The following is a 15,818-nucleotide window of genomic DNA, read 5'->3' on the forward strand; positions in this document are numbered from 1 at the left end:
CACCGATGCGGGCAACGAACGAAGACTCGAAAAAAGGAGAGCATGGCCATGCTGTTAGTCGACATGAAGCCGTTGGTGGACCGCCTCAATGACTATTGCAGGCAAGCGCTGGCGGATAGCGCGGGGCGCTGCGTATCGCAAGGGCACTACGAAGTCACTGTCGAACACTTGCTGCTCGAGCTGCTCGACGACGACCAGGCGGACATCCCGCTACTGCTGCGTCAGCATGGCATCGACGCCGCCGCGCTGAAGCGCTCCCTTACTCGGGCCACCGAAGACTTCCGGACCGGCAATGCGGGTCGTCCCGTGTTTTCGCCGTTGCTGCTCGAGCTGCTGCAGGATGCGTGGCTCATCGCGTCCGTCGATCTCGCCGAAACGCGTGTACGGTCAGGGGCCATCCTCGTCGCGCTGATTGCGCGCGCCACGTTTCTTGCAGCCGGAAGCTACGCGGACATGCTGCGACGCGTGAATCGCGACGCCGTGCTCGAAAGCTTCCGCCGGGTCTGCGCCGCCTCGCGCGAAACGGCGACGAGCGCCGATGAGCCGGCTCAGGCAGCGGGGGGACGGCCAAGCGCAAGCGCGGGCGGCGAGGGCAGCGCTATCGCCAAGTACTGCGAAAACTTCACGGAGAAGGCTCGAGCAGGCCAGATCGACCCTGTGTTCGGCCGCGACCCCGAGATTCGGCAGATGGTCGATATCCTCGCTCGCCGACGCAAAAACAACCCGATTTGCGTCGGCGACCCCGGCGTCGGCAAGACGGCGGTGGTGGAGGGCCTCGCGTTGCGTGTCGTCGAAGGCGATGTCCCCGAGTCGCTGCGCGGTGTGACGCTTCTGGGGCTCGATATGGGCCTCCTGCAGGCAGGCGCGAGCGTCAAGGGCGAGTTCGAGAATCGCTTGAAGCGGATCATCAACGAGATCAAGGCGTCCGCGAAGCCGATCATCCTCTTCATCGACGAAGCCCATACGCTGATCGGCGCTGGGGGGCAGGCCGGCTCGTCGGACGCGGCCAATCTGTTGAAGCCCGCGCTCGCTCGCGGCGAGTTGCGCACGATCGCCGCGACGACGTGGTCCGAATACAAGAAGTACTTCGAGAAAGATGCGGCGCTCGCGCGGCGCTTCCAGCTCGTCAAGCTCGACGAGCCGGACGTTCGCACCGCGGTGCTGATTCTGCGCGGATTGAAGGAGCGCTACGAAGCGGAGCATCGCGTCGTCATGCGCGACGACGCTATCGTCGCCGCGGCGGAATTGTCGAGCCGCTATATCACGGGCCGACAGTTGCCGGACAAGGCGATCGATCTGCTCGATACCGCGTGCGCTCGCGTCAAGGTGTTGCAAAGCGCAAAGCCCGACATACTCGAGGATGCGGAGCGTGCGATCCAGGCGCTCATGCGCGAGCGGGCCGGGCTCGAACGCGATCGCGACAATCTGCAAGCCGTCGACGAGAGCCGACTCGACGAGATCTCCGCCGAGTTGGCCGAGCTGGACGCAACTAAAGAATCGTTGTCTGCGCGCTGGCTTGCGCAGAAATCGACGGCCCAGGCGTTGCTCGCCGCACGCGCGGCGTTGGCCGAGGCGCGCGGCGCGGCCAAGCCGCAATCCGAGCTCGAACGACTGCGCCAGGCCGTGGCCGACGCGCAGGCGGCCCTCGGCGACGCTCAGGGCGAAGCGCCGCTGGTGCGCGTCGACGTCGATCCGGACGTGGTGGCCAAGGTGGTCAGCGATTGGACCGGCATTCCGCTCGGCAAGCTCCAGCGCGATCAGGCCCAGGTGATTCTGCACATGGCCGAGACGCTCAAGCGGCGCGTGCGCGGACAGGACCATGCGATGGATCTGATTGCGGAGATCCTGAAGTCATCGGCCGCCGGCCTGAAGGACCCGCAGCAGCCGATGGGCGTGTTCCTGCTCGTGGGGCCGTCGGGTGTCGGTAAGACGGAGACCGCGCTGACTGTCGCCGATATGCTTTTCGGCGACGAGAAATCGACGATCACCGTCAACATGAGCGAGTTTCAAGAACGCCATAACGTGAGCCGCCTGATCGGATCGCCGCCCGGTTACGTCGGTTATGGCGAAGGTGGCCTGCTGACCGAAGCGGTGCGCCAACGGCCGTACTCCGTCGTCCTGCTCGATGAAGTCGAAAAGGCCCACCTCGACGTCATGAACCTCTTCTATCAGGTATTCGACAAGGGCGTACTGTCGGACGGAGAGGGGAAGACGATCGACTTCTCCAATACGGTCGTCTTTCTGACGTCCAACCTGGCGAGCGCCGTCATCACCGAGATGACGGCGAACGGCGCATGGCCCGACGCCGACGCGATACTGGCGGCCGTGCGGCCGATCCTGTCAGCTCACTTCAAGCCCGCGCTGCTCGCGCGGATGACCGTCGTCCCGTTCCATGCGTTGGCGGCCGACGCAATGGCCGCGATCGTCAGGCTGAAACTCGACAAGCTGGCGCAGCGTCTCGCACGCGGCAACAAGCTGCGGCTAGCCTATTCCGACGCTGTCGTCGACACCATCGCGGCACGTTGCACCGAAGTCGAGACGGGGGCGCGCAACATCGATTTCATTTTGCGCGGCGCGGTGATGCCGATGCTCTCGCAAGAAATCCTGGCGCGGATGGGCGACGCAGCTGATCTCGACACACTCTCGCTCGACATCGACGAGCGCGGCGCGTTTACTGTTTCGTACTACTAATCGTACGGCACGGTCGGGCCTCGACAGACAGGAGATCAGTCAACCCCGGGCATGACCGGATCTCAAGAAGATTGCGTCGGAGCCGTAACACAGGCGAGGCGGTGCACCCGCCAACGCCGCATCCGTTCGGGTGCTTTCCGCGCAATTTACTGAGGATTCCGAAATGATTTGGCTTGCCCGCATGACCGTCTTCAACAAGCTTCTTCTGGCATTTTCATTCGTCGTGGGATTGGGGGCGCTCGTCGGCGGGGCGGGCCTGTGGGGCGTGTCCGCCATGCGCGACGTCGCCGAACAGATCAGTACCAAGGAGATGAACGGGCTTTACTACGTCGAGGAAGGCAACCGGCAGCGGCTCAACGCGGACCTTGCCGAGGCACAACTGCGCTACGCGACTGATGAAGCGGTGAAGCAACAGCTGAAGGAGCGGCTGACACAGTCGCTCGCCCGACTTCATGAATCGTTGGAGCGCTTCCCCGAAACGATCCATACCGAGCAAGGGCGCGCACTGTTCGCCGACGCGATGAAAAAGGAACAAGAGTGGGAAGATGCGCTGCGCGCCGAAATGGGCGCGAGCGACGAGGCAACATTGTCGCGCGCGAGCGCGGCGAGCAGCGCGTTGCGCGACACATTCGAGGCGCTGATCAAGCGCAAGTACGACCTCGCTCAGACCGCGGTGCGCGGCTCTCAAGCGACCTATGAATCCGTGCGGCTGACGATGTTCGCCTTCATCTTCGCCTCGATCACCATCGGCGTGCTGCTCGCATGGTTCATCGCACGGCAGCTGTCGCGTCAGCTCGGCGGCGAGCCGGCCGATGCGGTGGAAATCGCGAATCGAATCGCGCAGGGGGACCTGTCGGTCCCGATCAACACCCGGACCGGCGATACCCAGAGCCTGCTTTGGGCCCTCAAGAATATGCGGGAAAGACTCGTGCAGATCGTTTCGAGCATCGGCACCTCGAGCGATTCCATCGCGACGGCGGCGCAGGAGCTCGCTCGCGGCAACACGGATTTGTCGCAGCGCACGGAAGAGCAGGCGGCGTCTCTCGAGGAAACGGCTTCGAGCATGGAAGAGCTGACCTCGACCGTACGCAACAACGCCGACAATGCGCGGCAGGCGAGCGGGCTCGCAGGCGGCGCATCCGAGATCGCCGAGACGAGCAGCGGTTACGTGAGGCAAGTCGTCGAGACGATGCGCGAGCTTGCGGACGGCTCGAAGCGCATGACCGACATCATCGCCGTCATCGAAAGCATTGCCTTCCAGACCAACATTCTTGCGCTCAATGCCGCGGTGGAAGCGGCGCGCGCGGGGGAGCAGGGGCGCGGCTTCGCGGTCGTCGCCGGCGAAGTGCGCGCGCTCGCCCAGCGCAGCGCCGTGTCGGCGAAAGAGATCAAGGAGCTGATCGAAGGCTCGACGACGCGCGTCGATTCCGGTGTGCAAGTCGCCGAGCGCGCGGGGAAAACGATGGCCGAGGTGATGCAGGCCGTCCAGCGCGTGACCGACATCATGGGCGAAATCTCGGCCGCCTCGGCCGAGCAGAGCACGGGCATCGAGCAGGTCAACCGCGCCGTCGTGCAAATGGATCAGGTCACGCAGCAAAACGCGGCGCTCGTCGAACAAGCGGCGGCGGCAGCCGGCTCCATGGCCGATCAGGCGCGCGAGCTCAAGACGGCTGTCGCCGTGTTCCGGGTCGGCTCCCGGCACCCCGAGTCCACGCACGCGCCGCTCAAGACGCAATTCTGATCGCTTGCCAGCGCCAGTTGCCCTCCGTACACTCGCGCGTTGACCGCTGCGCCGGACCGTCGCGGCGCGTCTCCACGATAAGAAGGCAACACGTCGACAAAGGAGCGCAACGAGCATGGCCGATTCCTATTTCCCGCGCTGGCGCCTCGCGCCCGGCGCCATCGAGGGCCGTGTCGTCGGTCCTGAAGAGCGTCTCGCATGGCCGCAGACGGTCGCGATGGGCATTCAGCACGTCGTGGCCATGTTTGGCTCGACGGTGCTCGCGCCGCTGCTCATGGGTTTCGATCCGAATCTCTGCATCTTCATGTCGGGCATCGGCACGCTGCTCTTTTTCTTGCTCGTCGGCGGGCGCGTGCCGAGCTATCTGGGCTCGAGCTTTTCGTTCATCGGTCTCGTCATTGCGGTCACCGCCTATAGCGGGCATGGCCCGAATCCCAACGTCGCCGTCGCGCTCGGCGGCATCATCGCCTGCGGAATCGTCTACGCGATCATCGGATTCATCGTCGCGGCGGTCGGCACACGCTGGATAGAGACGTTGATGCCGCCCGTCGTTACGGGCTCGATCGTCGCGGTGATCGGACTCAATCTGGCGCCGATTGCCGTCAAGGGTGTCAGCACCTCGACATTCGATGCATGGATGGCGCTCGTGACCGTGCTTTGCGTCGGCACCGTGGCCGTCTTCGCGCGCGGCATGGTTCAACGGTTGCTGATTCTCGTGGGGCTCCTTATCGCTTACGCGATCTACGCGATCGTTGCCAACGGAATGGGCCTCGGCCGGCCGATCGATTTTTCGATCGTCGCCAACGCAGCATGGTTCGGACTGCCGAATTTCCGCTCGCCCGTCTTCGATCCCCACGCGATGACGATGCTCGCGCCTGTCGCGGTGATCCTCGTCGCCGAGAACCTTGGCCATATCAAGGCGGTCAGCGCCATGACAGGTCAAAACCTCGACCGCTTTATCGGCCGGGCCTTCGTCGGCGACGGTCTCGCGACGATCGTCTCGGGCTTCGCCGGCGGCACGGGCGTCACCACCTATGCGGAAAACATCGGCGTGATGGCGGTGACCAAGATCTATTCGACGCTGGTGTTCGTCGTCGCCGCGGTGATCGCGATCGTTCTCGGCTTCTCGCCGAAATTCGGCGCGCTCATCGAGACGATCCCAGGGCCCGTGCTGGGCGGCGTATCGATCGTCGTCTTCGGCCTCATTGCCGTGACGGGCGCGAGGATCTGGGTCACGAACGGTGTCGACTTTTCCGACAATCGAAATCTGATCGTTGCGGCGGTCACGCTCGTTCTTGGTGCGGGCGATTTCTCGTTGAAGTTCGGCGGATTTGCGCTCGGCGGGATCGGCACCGCGACGTTCGGTGCGATTTTGCTCTACGCCTTTTTGCGCCGCGAAGCGGTGCGTGGGCCGGTACTGTAGCCGTGCCTCGAAGAGGTGCATCCGAGAACGAAGCGGCGCGCACCGCGCTGGTGCGAAGCGGTGCGATCACCGGTGCATCCCGCTGCGTCCCGATATGCGAGGAGGGCGCGGACAGGGCGTCCGCGTGGGGGTTGCACGGAGCTTGCTTAGAGGGCCTCAACGATCAAACGAGAGTCCGAGGAGCAGTCGTTGATTTCCCCCCTTCAAGATGGAATACGCCATGATCGTGCGATCGCCATGCCCACGTCGATGCAAGACGCAGCGATCGCACCGCCCGCCGGGTTCGAGCAAGATGTCGTTTCGGGGCTGCGGCGTTACGCGCTACGTCACCACGATCTGACGCTCACGAGCGTCTTTCAGCCTGTTTTCAGCCTCGCGCATATGCGCGCCGTCGGCTATGAAGGCTTGCTGCGGGCGCATGACGCGTTCGATTGCCCCGTCCCGCCGCTCGACGTTTTCGGCGATGCGGCGCGGCGCGGCGAGCTCCTTCACGTCGATCGGCTTGCGCTGACGCTGCATCTCGAGAACTTCAAGATGCTCGGCGCCGAGCGCGAGTGGCTTTTTCTCAACGTGCATGCGGGCGCGTTGACCGACTCGTATCATGCCGCCGCATTCGCGGCGAGCCTCTCGCGACTCGATTTGCCGCCGCGCCGGATCGTGCTCGAAATGCAGGAGGCGCGTATCCATGACCTCGATCGAATCGCCGACGAGGTGAGGATTTTCCGCGAGCAGGGATTCCTTATTGCGCTCGACGATTTCGGCGCGGGCGACTCGAATCTCGAGCGCATCTGGCAGCTCGATCCCGACATCGTCAAAATCGACAGGATGATGCTCTCCCATGCGGCGCATCGCACGCAGGCCGCGGCCATCCTGCCCGGCTTCGTCTCCTTGTTGCACGAGGCCGGCAAGCTGGTCCTCATCGAAGGCGTCGAGACGGAGCACGAGGCGCAGCTTGCTTTTGCCTGCGATGCCGACTTCGTGCAGGGATTCCATTTCGGACGCCCGGGCCCGGGACCGGCCGATAGCGGCTACGCGGCCGCGCGCATCGGCGAGCTGGCCGAGCATCATCGCTCGGAGAGCGAGGCGCGCGAGCGGCGCAATGCGGCGCGCCTCGCGCCGTACATCCGCGCGCTCATGCGAGCCGGGGAACGACTGGCCGCCGGCGAGCCGCTCGAAGAGGTTTGCTGGAATTTCCTTGCACTCGATCATGCTGCGCGCTGCTTTCTGCTCGACGCGCAAGGCCGGCAGGCGGGCCGCAACATCGTGCTGCGCGCCGATCGTCCCGGCAACGAGGCGCGCTTCATGCCCGTGGCCGACGCGCAGGGCGCCAACTGGGTGCGCCGGCCGTATTTCCGGGCGGCAATGGAAGCGCCCGAGCGCGTGCAAGTGACGAAGCCTTATTTGTCGATCAACGAGGCGCTGCCTTGCGTCACGCTATCGTTGGCGATACGCGTCGGCGAGCAGCTTCGTGTGCTCTGCGGAGACATCGACTGGATCGAAGCCTGAAGGCTCAGTGAATTCGCACGAGCGCGGCACGATAAGCGACGCTGCGCTCGCGCTTGCCGACGGCAACGACTACGACGGTGACGGTGCCGTCGTCCACCTGATACACGAGCCGGTAGCCCAGCGCTGCCAGTTTGATCTTGTAGCAGTGCGGCATGCCGCAAAGGCGTGCGGATTCGATCCTCGGACTCGTCAGCCGCTCGGCAAGCTTGTTCTTGAACTGATCGCGAACAGTCTTGTCGAGACGATGCCACTCCTTTAAAGCTGACGGCAGAAATTTCAGGTCATAGGTCTTCAAACTTGACGCTCACCGGTGTCTCGCCGCTGCGCGCCTTGACGATTTCCGCCAGTTCCAAGTCTTCGAGCCGCTCGCAAATCGCCTCCCAAGCGCTGGCCGGAACGAGATAAGCGACCGGCTTGTTGCGGTTCAGAATGGCGACCGGGCCGTGGGCACGTTCGATGGCTGCTGTCGGGTTGAGCTTCAATTCACTGATTCCAATCGAGGCGCGGGCAAGAATGCTTTCCATGGTTCATTTCATCGGGGATCGTTGCGACGCATCCCCAATGCCTACGGTGACGAGTATGGGCATCCCAGGTTCTTCCGCCAATTAGACCGATCGGCTAAGGAGCGGAAGATGATCTGACGAGTGGTCTCATAATAGGTCGTTTAGTTGGTATCGTCAATGGTCTTTGCTCGGCCGTTCTTTATTTCGCCGCGACGACAGGAATGCCCCGCAGCGTCCCGGCGCCTTTCAATTGATCGAGCGCTTGCTGCACCGCGGTGCTCGTGGCCGCCTCGAGCGACAACTGCGCGGCCAGCGCGCGCTCGTTACGCTTGACGGCCGCGAGGTTCGCCAGTTTCACGTGACCATAGCCGCGCACCCGCGCAGGCAACTGGGCAAGTTGCAGGACCGTCTCGGCGTTCGACGGATTAAGCGCGTCGAATGCTCGCGTCATCGTCAGCTCGTAGTCATTTGCAAGCGCGCGCTCCATCCTGCGTTCCAGCGTGCGCCCGAACGGATCGAGCGCCGTTGCGCGCAAGCTGCGGCACTTCGCCAGCAGCCCGAGCACCGGCCACAGCCATTGCCCAAACGTCATTTTGCGCGGGATGCCACCGGGGCCGGGTTTGGCGAGCGCGGGCGGGGCGAGGTTGAACTTGACGCGAAAGTCTTTGCCGGCCGTGCCTTCGAATTGCGTCTCGAGCGCCGCGCGGAATGCGGAGGACGTGTGCAGGCGCGCCACCTCGTACTCGTCCTTGACCGCGAGCAGTCGATAGAACGTCGTCGCGACGGCGGCGGCAAGTCGATCGCCGTCCGATGCCGAGGCCCGTTTGCCGGCAAGACGGGCCGCTTCGACGAGCGCGCGATAGCGTTTGAGGTAGCGTCGGCCGCCGTAGGCGGCGAGCCGTGCTTCGCGGTCCGCCACGAGCGCGTCGAAGCCAGTGCTCGCCGTCGAGCCGTCCCCGGCCGGCGCCGAGGCCGCTCGGACGGCGCCGTGCCGCTCGGCCCACAGCGCGTCGAGTGCACGCGGATCGCCCGCCGCGAGGCGGCCGATCGAGAAGGCGAGCTTGTTCATCGCCACGGCCACGCCGTTGAGCTCGATCGCGCGCGAGAGCGCCGCCAGCGACACGGGAACGAGGCCCAATTGCCAGGCGAAGCCGAGCATCAGAATGTTCGCGCCGATCGTATCGCCGAGGAACTTCGACGCGAGCGACTGTGCATCGCAGGCCGACAAGAATTCGGCGCCGGCCGCATGGCGCATTTTGTCGATGAGCGCATCGGCATGCAGGTTCGCGTCCGGGTTCCGCACGAACGTTGCGTTCGGAATCGCGTGCGTGTTGACGACGATTCGCGAGCGACCATGGCGCACGGTTTGCAACGCGTCCGCGCTTGCTCCGACGACCATATCGCAGGCAAGCAGCAGGTCGGCTTGCTGCGTATCGATGCGGACCTGGTTCAACCACTCGTCGCGCGCGGCGAAACGCACGAACGACAGCACCGAGCCGCCTTTTTGCGCGAAGCCCATGAAGTCGAGCACGGAAGCGCTCTTGCCTTCGAGATGAGCGGCCATGCTGATCAGCGCGCCCACCGTCACCACGCCCGTGCCGCCGACACCGGTCACGAGAATGTCGTAGGGCGCGGCGTCGAGCGACATCGCCGGCAACGGCAGTGCCGCGACGCGCGCATCGAGGGCGGCTTCGTCGAATGCCGCGCCCGCCGCCTTTTTCAGCTTGCCGCCTTCGATCGTCACGAAGCTCGGGCAAAAGCCGTTCACGCACGAAAAATCCTTGTTGCACGATGACTGGTCGATGCGACGCTTGCGTCCGAGCGGCGTTTCCACCGGTTCGACCGAGAGGCAATTCGACTGCACTCCGCAGTCGCCGCAGCCTTCGCAGACTTCCTCGTTGATGAAGAGACGCTTGTCCGGATCGGGGAACTGCCCCTTTTTGCGGCGGCGACGTTTTTCGGCTGCGCACGTCTGATCGTAGATCAGCACGCTCACGCCCTCCACCTCGCGCAACTCGCGCTGCACGGCATCGAGCTCGCTGCGATCATGGAACGTCGTTCCCTTCGGAAACAGTCCGTGATGGCCGTCGTACTTCTCGGGCTCGTCGGACACCACGACGAAGCGCGAGACCCCTTCGGCCTCGACCTGACGGGCGATTTGCGGTACGGAGATGCTGCCGTCGACGGGTTGTCCGCCCGTCATCGCAACCGCATCGTTGTAGAGGATCTTGTAGGTGATGTTGGTGCGCGCCGCAACGGCCTGGCGGATCGCGAGAATGCCCGAGTGAAAGTACGTTCCGTCGCCGAGGTTCTGAAAAACGTGGCGTGTCTTCGTGAATATGGAGTGCGATACCCAATCGACGCCTTCGCCGCCCATCTGGATGAGCCCGGTCGTGCCGCGATCCATCCACGAGGCCATGAAGTGGCAGCCGATGCCGGCCTGCGCGATGGAGCCTTCGGGCACCTTGGTCGAGGTATTGTGTGGGCAGCCCGAGCAAAAATAGGGCGTACGCTTCACCGTGTCGGCCTCGTTCGAGAGGATTTCCGGCGCGACGAGGTCGACGACACGCTCGCGCCTGTCGAGCGAGGGCTTATGCCGTGCGAGCCATTCGGCGAATACGGGCAGCACGCGCGAGGGGCGCAATTCACCGAGCGCGGAGAGAAGCGGCGCGCCGTTCGCATCGTGCTTGCCGATGATGCGCGGGCGTGAGCCGGCGATACGGTTGTAGAGATGATCCTTGATCTGCTGCTCGACGACGGGGCCTTTCTCCTCGATGACGAGGACTTCGTCGAGGCCCTCGACGAACGCGTCCAGACGCGTCGTTTCGAGCGGAAACGACAGTGCGACCTTGTAGATCCGCACTCCCGCGGCATCGAGGTCGGCGACGGAAACGTCGAGCCGGCGCAACGCTTCCATCAGGTCCAGGTGCGCCTTGCCGCAGGTGACGATGCCGACGTTCGCCTTCGGGCTCGCCGCAACCCATTTATCGATGGAGTTCGCGCGGGCGAAGGCGCGCACGGCATCGAGCTTGGCCGCAAGGCGCGCCTCGATCGTGAGGCTCGGCAAGTCAGGCCAGCGGTTGTGCAGGCCGCCGTCAAACGGGGCCAACTCGACGGGCGCGGTCCACTCCGTCGTCAATGCATCAAGGTCGACCGTCGAACCCGATTCGACCGTTTCCGAAATCGCCTTGAAGCCGACCCAGGCACCCGAGAACCGCGAGAGCGCGTAACCGTAAGCGCCGAACTCGAGCATCTCGGCGATATTTGCCGGATTCACGACCGGCATCTGCCAGGCGACCATCGCGAAGTCGCTTTGATGCGGCATCGAGGAAGAGACACAACCGTGATCGTCGCCCGCCACGACGAGCACGCCGCCGTGCGGGGACGACCCGTAGGCGTTGCCGTGCTTGAGTGCGTCGCCCGCGCGGTCGACGCCCGGCCCTTTCCCGTACCACATCGCGAATACGCCGTCGACGGTGCGCGCTTCGTCGGCTTCCACGCGCTGCGTGCCGAGCACCGCCGTGCCGCCGAGCTCTTCGTTGATCGCGGGCAGAAAGCGGATGTCGTGCGCCTCGAGCAGTTTCTTCGCTTTCCAGAGTTGCTGGTCGACCATGCCGAGCGGGGAGCCGCGGTAGCCGCTCACGAAGCCGGCCGTATGGAGCCCGCGCGCGCGGTCGAGCCGCCGCTGCGTCAGCAGGATGCGCACGAGCGCCTGAGTGCCCGTCAGAAAGATGCGTCCGCGTGTGGCGGCCAGATTATCGGTGAGCTGGTAGTCCGAAAGGGCGGGTATGCCGTCGATCGGAAGGCGGGCTGTCATGGCGGGTCTCCTTATCTCGTGCGCTTGCGGATCTCGCGAACGCCGGAAACCTTCATTCTTTCCCGCCAATAGTGGAGGTTTTTTGCTATATCGACTGCTTGTCCGTCGCGTCGTGGTGCTTTGTACGCGATTCGAGCTCTTGCGGAGAGGAATTTTCCTCCTCGGGCGTAAGCGCGACGACGTCGTGGAAGTGCTCGTAGTCGATATGCCGCACGCCGTCTTCGTCGTCATAGAGCAGGTCGATGAACCGATGCCGCCAGCGAATGGCCTCGTGCGACCACGTGTAGCGCGCTTCCATGAGCTGTGTCGTCGTTTCGTCCGCCCCTTCGAGATAGATCATCAGTGAAGCTTTGCTGGCGGCGAGGCTCGCCGGAGTTTCGCCATAGAGGGGGCTCGTTTCGTCGATGACGTGCATCAGATTCCATCCGAGCAGGAAGATCGGGTGCCGATCGCGCACGAGCGTGAGGTCGGTGATGCGCCAAAGCGAATAGCCCTCCGGCGTCGATTCGCGGCGCATGAGCCGCAGCTTCGCCTGCGCTTCGACGATCACGTTCTGGCGCGCGTTCGCGGCGCGAACCATCAGCGTCGAGCGGCCGTCGAGCGGACGCACGATGGCGTAGCGCGAAAAAATGATGCGCGCGCGCGGACGCGAGAACCGCACGAAGATGAGGCCAGTCGCCAGAGCGATGCTCGACATGCCTATGAAGATTTCGAGCGTGGCGACGATATGCGCGTAGACGGTCTGCGGATGCATGTCGCCGTAGCCGACGGTCGCCAGCGTCTCGACGCTGAAAAAGAACGCGCCGAGAAAGCCGGGCGGCGATTGATTGGCGATCGATGCCGATCCGCAGAGATAAAGCAACGCGAAACCGGTGTTCAGTAGCAGAAAAAGCGCGGCGAGCGCCCCGAAGAAGTGAGGCCAGCTGGCCGTCAGCGCCCGGTGATAGACATCGAGGAAGAGCGGCTGCGGCATGTTGTGCGTCACGACGTTGCCGGTCTGCGTGCGCAATGTGCGGCTCGTGCGTGCGCGCCGCCGCTCGCCGCGCGCACGGCTCATGTTCGCACCCGCTGCGGCGTCCGGTTCAATTTGCTGTCGCGTACTCGATCGCATGGCGCAGGCCCTGGGTTCGGATCGGGCCTGAGCGTACCACGTGCCTTCTCGCTTCGTTCGCTTTCCCGAGCGGCAATCACGCGCGCTTCAGGGAAACGCTCTCGGCTTCGGCACGCCGGCGCCGCGCTCGATATCGGCGATCGCCTGCTGATGAGCCGCCTCGATCGCGTCGGCCTCGTGCTCGTAGCCGACGTCGCCGCCGACCGTCGTCCACCTTTGCACCGGCTTGTCCTGATGGCGGATTTCGTACTCGGCATCCCAATGCGCGCGCTCGAGCGGAATCGGACGAACGTGAATCGAATAGACACCGTAGAGATAAAGTTGCTCGGCCATATGCACCTTCCTTTGCTTGCCGCGGCGAGCGTTCGGGATTCAGGCGGGAACCGTTGCGGGGAGGGAGGGCTTTTCGCGACTGGCGTCCGGTCGATGCGCCTATAACTCCAGCTCGCCGAGAATCCGGTGAGCGAGCGCCTTGCCTTCCTCCAAAGCTTCCGTTGCCGTCGTATTCGGCGCCTCGACTTCGTAGGCCGTCGTCTCGCGTTCGGTCGCGTCGTCCCGGGCGAGCGACACCACGCCCTGGAATCGGCCGTTGGCGAGCTGACGCACCGTCACGGTCGCCGTATAGATGCCCTTGGTGTAGGTGACGTCGTCCATGATGCCGCTCCTCTCCCATCGAGTGGATGCATTGCATCGTAGCACCGGTTCGAGAAGCCTACATGTCGAACGCCCGACGTCGGCAGACTGGCGTGCCTCACCGCCCGCCGGACGACACGGCGAATGCCACGCGACCGGCCCGGACGACTCAGGCGTCCAGCAACAGCGCGGCTACCTCGTCGACTGTCGGCGAATGTGCGCCCGCGTAGCGGCACGCGGCGGCGCCGGCCGCGAGCGCGAACGAGAGATGTTGACGCCATCCCTCGTGGGGGCGCCGCATGAGGCTGAACAGCAGTCCGCCGATCGAAGCATCGCCTGCGCCGACGGTATCGACGACTTCGACGCGCGGCGGCGAGGCCTCGATCGTTTCGCCGCCGACGAAGAGCGTCGCCGCGCTTGCGCCGCGCGTGACGAGGAGCGCCGCATCGGGGTTCATCGTGCGCAGCGCTTCGATGGCGCTTGCCTCGTCGGTGCGGAAGAGACACCGCAGGTCCTCGTCGGACACCTTGATCAGGTCGGCCAGCGCGGCCATCGTTTCGAGCATCGGGCGATAGCCGTGCTCCATCAGATTGCGGTAGTTGGGATCGAAGCTGATCTTCACGCCGCGCGCGCGAAGCTCGGCCGCGAGCGTCGCGAGCGTGGCGCCGAGCGGCTGCCGGGCAAGGCTGATACCGCCGAAATGCGCCCATTGCACGGCTTTTTCCCAGCCTTCGGGCAGCAGCTCAGGATCGAACGCGAGATCGGCGCTCGCTTCGCCGATGAAGAAATAGGCTGGCGGCTGCGTTTCATGAACGATCGCGAGCAGCGGCGCCCGCTCGACGCGCTGCAGAAACCGCATGTCGAGCCCGGCTGCCGCGCTCGCGTTCCAGAGCACGTCGGAAAAGCAATCGAGCCCGAGCGCACCCGCGCAGGCGCTCGGCACGCCGAGGCGCGCGACGGCGCGCGCGACGTTCCATCCCGCGCCGCCCGGGTGCGAGACCCATTGCGCGTCGCGCATGCGTACCAGGTCGGTGAGAATGTCGCCCGCGCTCACGAAGAGCGGGAAGTCGGCGGAAAAGTTCGTGCTCATGAGCGTGGTTCCAGGGTGGGCGCGCAGGCGCTTTCGCTTTCGTCGAGTGCATTGAGCACTTCGTAGCAAGCGCCCATCGTGTGATAGTCGGTCTTTCCGGCCGGGCTCTTCTCGTCGCTGTACTTGCGGTTGTCGCAGGTCAGGATGCGGTACCAGGCACCGTATCGATGATCGACGAAATGCGTCCAGCTATAGCGCCAGATTTCGTCGTACCAGTCCCAGAACCGTTCGCTGCCCGTGCGCCGTCCGAGCAGCGCGGCCGCGGCCAGCGTCTCGGCTTGGACCCAGAAGTACTTGTCGTGGTCGCAAACCGTGCCGTCTGGGGCGAAGCCGTAGCAGAGCCCGCCATGCTCGTCGTCCCAGGCATGCGTGAGCGCCGCGTCGAAAAGCTCGATCGCGCGCGGCAACAGCCACGGCAGCGGCCGGTGCCGCTCGAGGATCAGCAGCAGCTTCGCCCACTCCGTCTGGTGCCCCGGCTGAAAGCCCCAGGGGCGAAAAATGTTCGAGCTGTCCTCTTCGTTGTAATGCCAGTCGACGGACCAATCGGCATGAAAATGCTCCCAGACGAGGCCATGCGAAAGCTTGGCCTGCCGTTGCGTGATATTCGTCGCGATTCGCTCGGCGCGATCGAGATAGACCAGATGGCCGGTGGCTTCATAAGCGGCGAGCAGTGCTTCGGTCGTGTGCATGTTCGCGTTCTGACCGCGGTAGGTCGAGACGCGCCAGTCGGGCGTTGCTTCGTCCGCATAGAGGCCCGCGGCGGGATCCCAGAAGCGGTGCTCCATCAACTCGAAAGTCTCGGCGATCTGCATTTTCGCTTCGTCGATGCCCGCCATCGCCGCATGGGACTGCGCGAGCAGCACGAACGCGAGCCCGTAGCAATGCCGCGTCGCGTCGAGCGCGCGCTTTTCACGATTGCGCCATTCGATCTCCCAGTCGTAACCGAGGTGCTCGGCGTCCCAATGCCCGCTGCGCAGGAATGCCAGGCCGTGACGCGCGTATTCGAGGTATTGCGGATCGCCGAAATGGCGATAGGCCATCGCATAGTTGAAGACGAAGCGGCAGCTGCTGACCAAGTGGCGGCGGGTCCGGTCATAGACCGTCCCGTCGTCTTTGAAGTAGTGGAAGAATCCGCCCGTCTGGTCGTGCACCGCCGGCCCGTAGAACGCGAGCGTGTCGGCCACGTGCCCAAGCAGGAATTCGCGATCGCGGAAGTTCTCGACCGGCGGCACCGTGGTGTTCGTATGAATGACGCCTGGCTCCGCTATCCCTGACGTCGTCGCTTTCATCGATTTGTTGGCGT

Annotated in this window: 12 protein-coding genes; 4 read left to right on the forward strand and 8 right to left on the reverse strand. The window is 64.5% G+C overall.

Features of this window, described 5'->3' with window-relative positions:
- The first annotated feature begins 48 nt into the window (after window positions 1-48).
- The 4 genes from tssH (at window position 49) to B0G57_RS15200 (ending at window position 7,361) form a co-directional block, all read left to right on the forward strand.
- Entirely contained in the window at window positions 49-2,691 is a 2,643-nt protein-coding gene (gene tssH / locus B0G57_RS15185; RefSeq protein WP_026229755.1) for a type VI secretion system ATPase TssH, read from the forward strand.
- A gap of 163 nt (window positions 2,692-2,854) precedes the next feature.
- Window positions 2,855-4,432: a methyl-accepting chemotaxis protein gene (locus tag B0G57_RS15190; RefSeq protein WP_018441142.1), complete on the forward strand. Its 1,578-nt coding sequence runs from the start codon at window positions 2,855-2,857 to the stop codon at window positions 4,430-4,432.
- Between the two features lie 115 nt (window positions 4,433-4,547).
- Complete coding sequence (locus B0G57_RS15195) at window positions 4,548-5,855, forward strand: solute carrier family 23 protein (RefSeq protein WP_018441141.1); 1,308 nt, start codon at window positions 4,548-4,550, stop codon at window positions 5,853-5,855.
- A 237-nt stretch (window positions 5,856-6,092) separates the two neighbouring features.
- Window positions 6,093-7,361 (forward strand): sensor domain-containing phosphodiesterase, encoded by a 1,269-nt coding sequence (locus B0G57_RS15200; protein ID WP_018441140.1) that lies wholly within the window; start codon window positions 6,093-6,095, stop codon window positions 7,359-7,361.
- A 4-nt stretch (window positions 7,362-7,365) separates the two neighbouring features.
- Here B0G57_RS15200 and B0G57_RS15205 read toward each other — a convergent pair whose 3' ends face one another.
- The 8 genes from B0G57_RS15205 to B0G57_RS15240 form a co-directional block, all read right to left on the reverse strand.
- Entirely contained in the window at window positions 7,366-7,656 is a 291-nt protein-coding gene (locus B0G57_RS15205) for a type II toxin-antitoxin system RelE family toxin (protein ID WP_018441139.1), read from the reverse strand.
- Complete coding sequence (locus tag B0G57_RS15210) at window positions 7,643-7,885, reverse strand: type II toxin-antitoxin system Phd/YefM family antitoxin (RefSeq protein ID WP_018441138.1); 243 nt, start codon at window positions 7,883-7,885, stop codon at window positions 7,643-7,645. Before B0G57_RS15210 ends, B0G57_RS15205 begins: the two co-directional genes overlap by 14 nt.
- Window positions 7,886-8,063: 178 nt before the next feature.
- Window positions 8,064-11,681: an indolepyruvate ferredoxin oxidoreductase family protein gene (locus B0G57_RS15215; protein WP_018441137.1), complete on the reverse strand. Its 3,618-nt coding sequence runs from the start codon at window positions 11,679-11,681 to the stop codon at window positions 8,064-8,066.
- Window positions 11,682-11,766: 85 nt separating this feature from the next.
- Window positions 11,767-12,738, reverse strand: a complete 972-nt coding sequence (locus B0G57_RS15220; protein ID WP_018441136.1) for an ion channel — start codon at window positions 12,736-12,738, stop codon at window positions 11,767-11,769.
- A gap of 141 nt (window positions 12,739-12,879) precedes the next feature.
- Window positions 12,880-13,125 (reverse strand): hypothetical protein, encoded by a 246-nt coding sequence (locus tag B0G57_RS15225; RefSeq protein WP_018441135.1) that lies wholly within the window; start codon window positions 13,123-13,125, stop codon window positions 12,880-12,882.
- Between the two features lie 99 nt (window positions 13,126-13,224).
- Window positions 13,225-13,446, reverse strand: a complete 222-nt coding sequence (locus B0G57_RS15230) for a hypothetical protein (RefSeq protein WP_018441134.1) — start codon at window positions 13,444-13,446, stop codon at window positions 13,225-13,227.
- A gap of 148 nt (window positions 13,447-13,594) precedes the next feature.
- Window positions 13,595-14,515, reverse strand: coding sequence for a carbohydrate kinase family protein (locus B0G57_RS15235; protein ID WP_018441133.1), 921 nt, complete (start codon window positions 14,513-14,515; stop codon window positions 13,595-13,597).
- Window positions 14,512-15,804, reverse strand: a complete 1,293-nt coding sequence (locus B0G57_RS15240) for an AGE family epimerase/isomerase (protein ID WP_051090052.1) — start codon at window positions 15,802-15,804, stop codon at window positions 14,512-14,514. Before B0G57_RS15240 ends, B0G57_RS15235 begins: the two co-directional genes overlap by 4 nt.
- Window positions 15,805-15,818 lie beyond the last annotated feature (14 nt).

The organism is Trinickia symbiotica, from assembly GCF_002934455.1.
GTDB lineage: Bacteria > Pseudomonadota > Gammaproteobacteria > Burkholderiales > Burkholderiaceae > Trinickia > Trinickia symbiotica.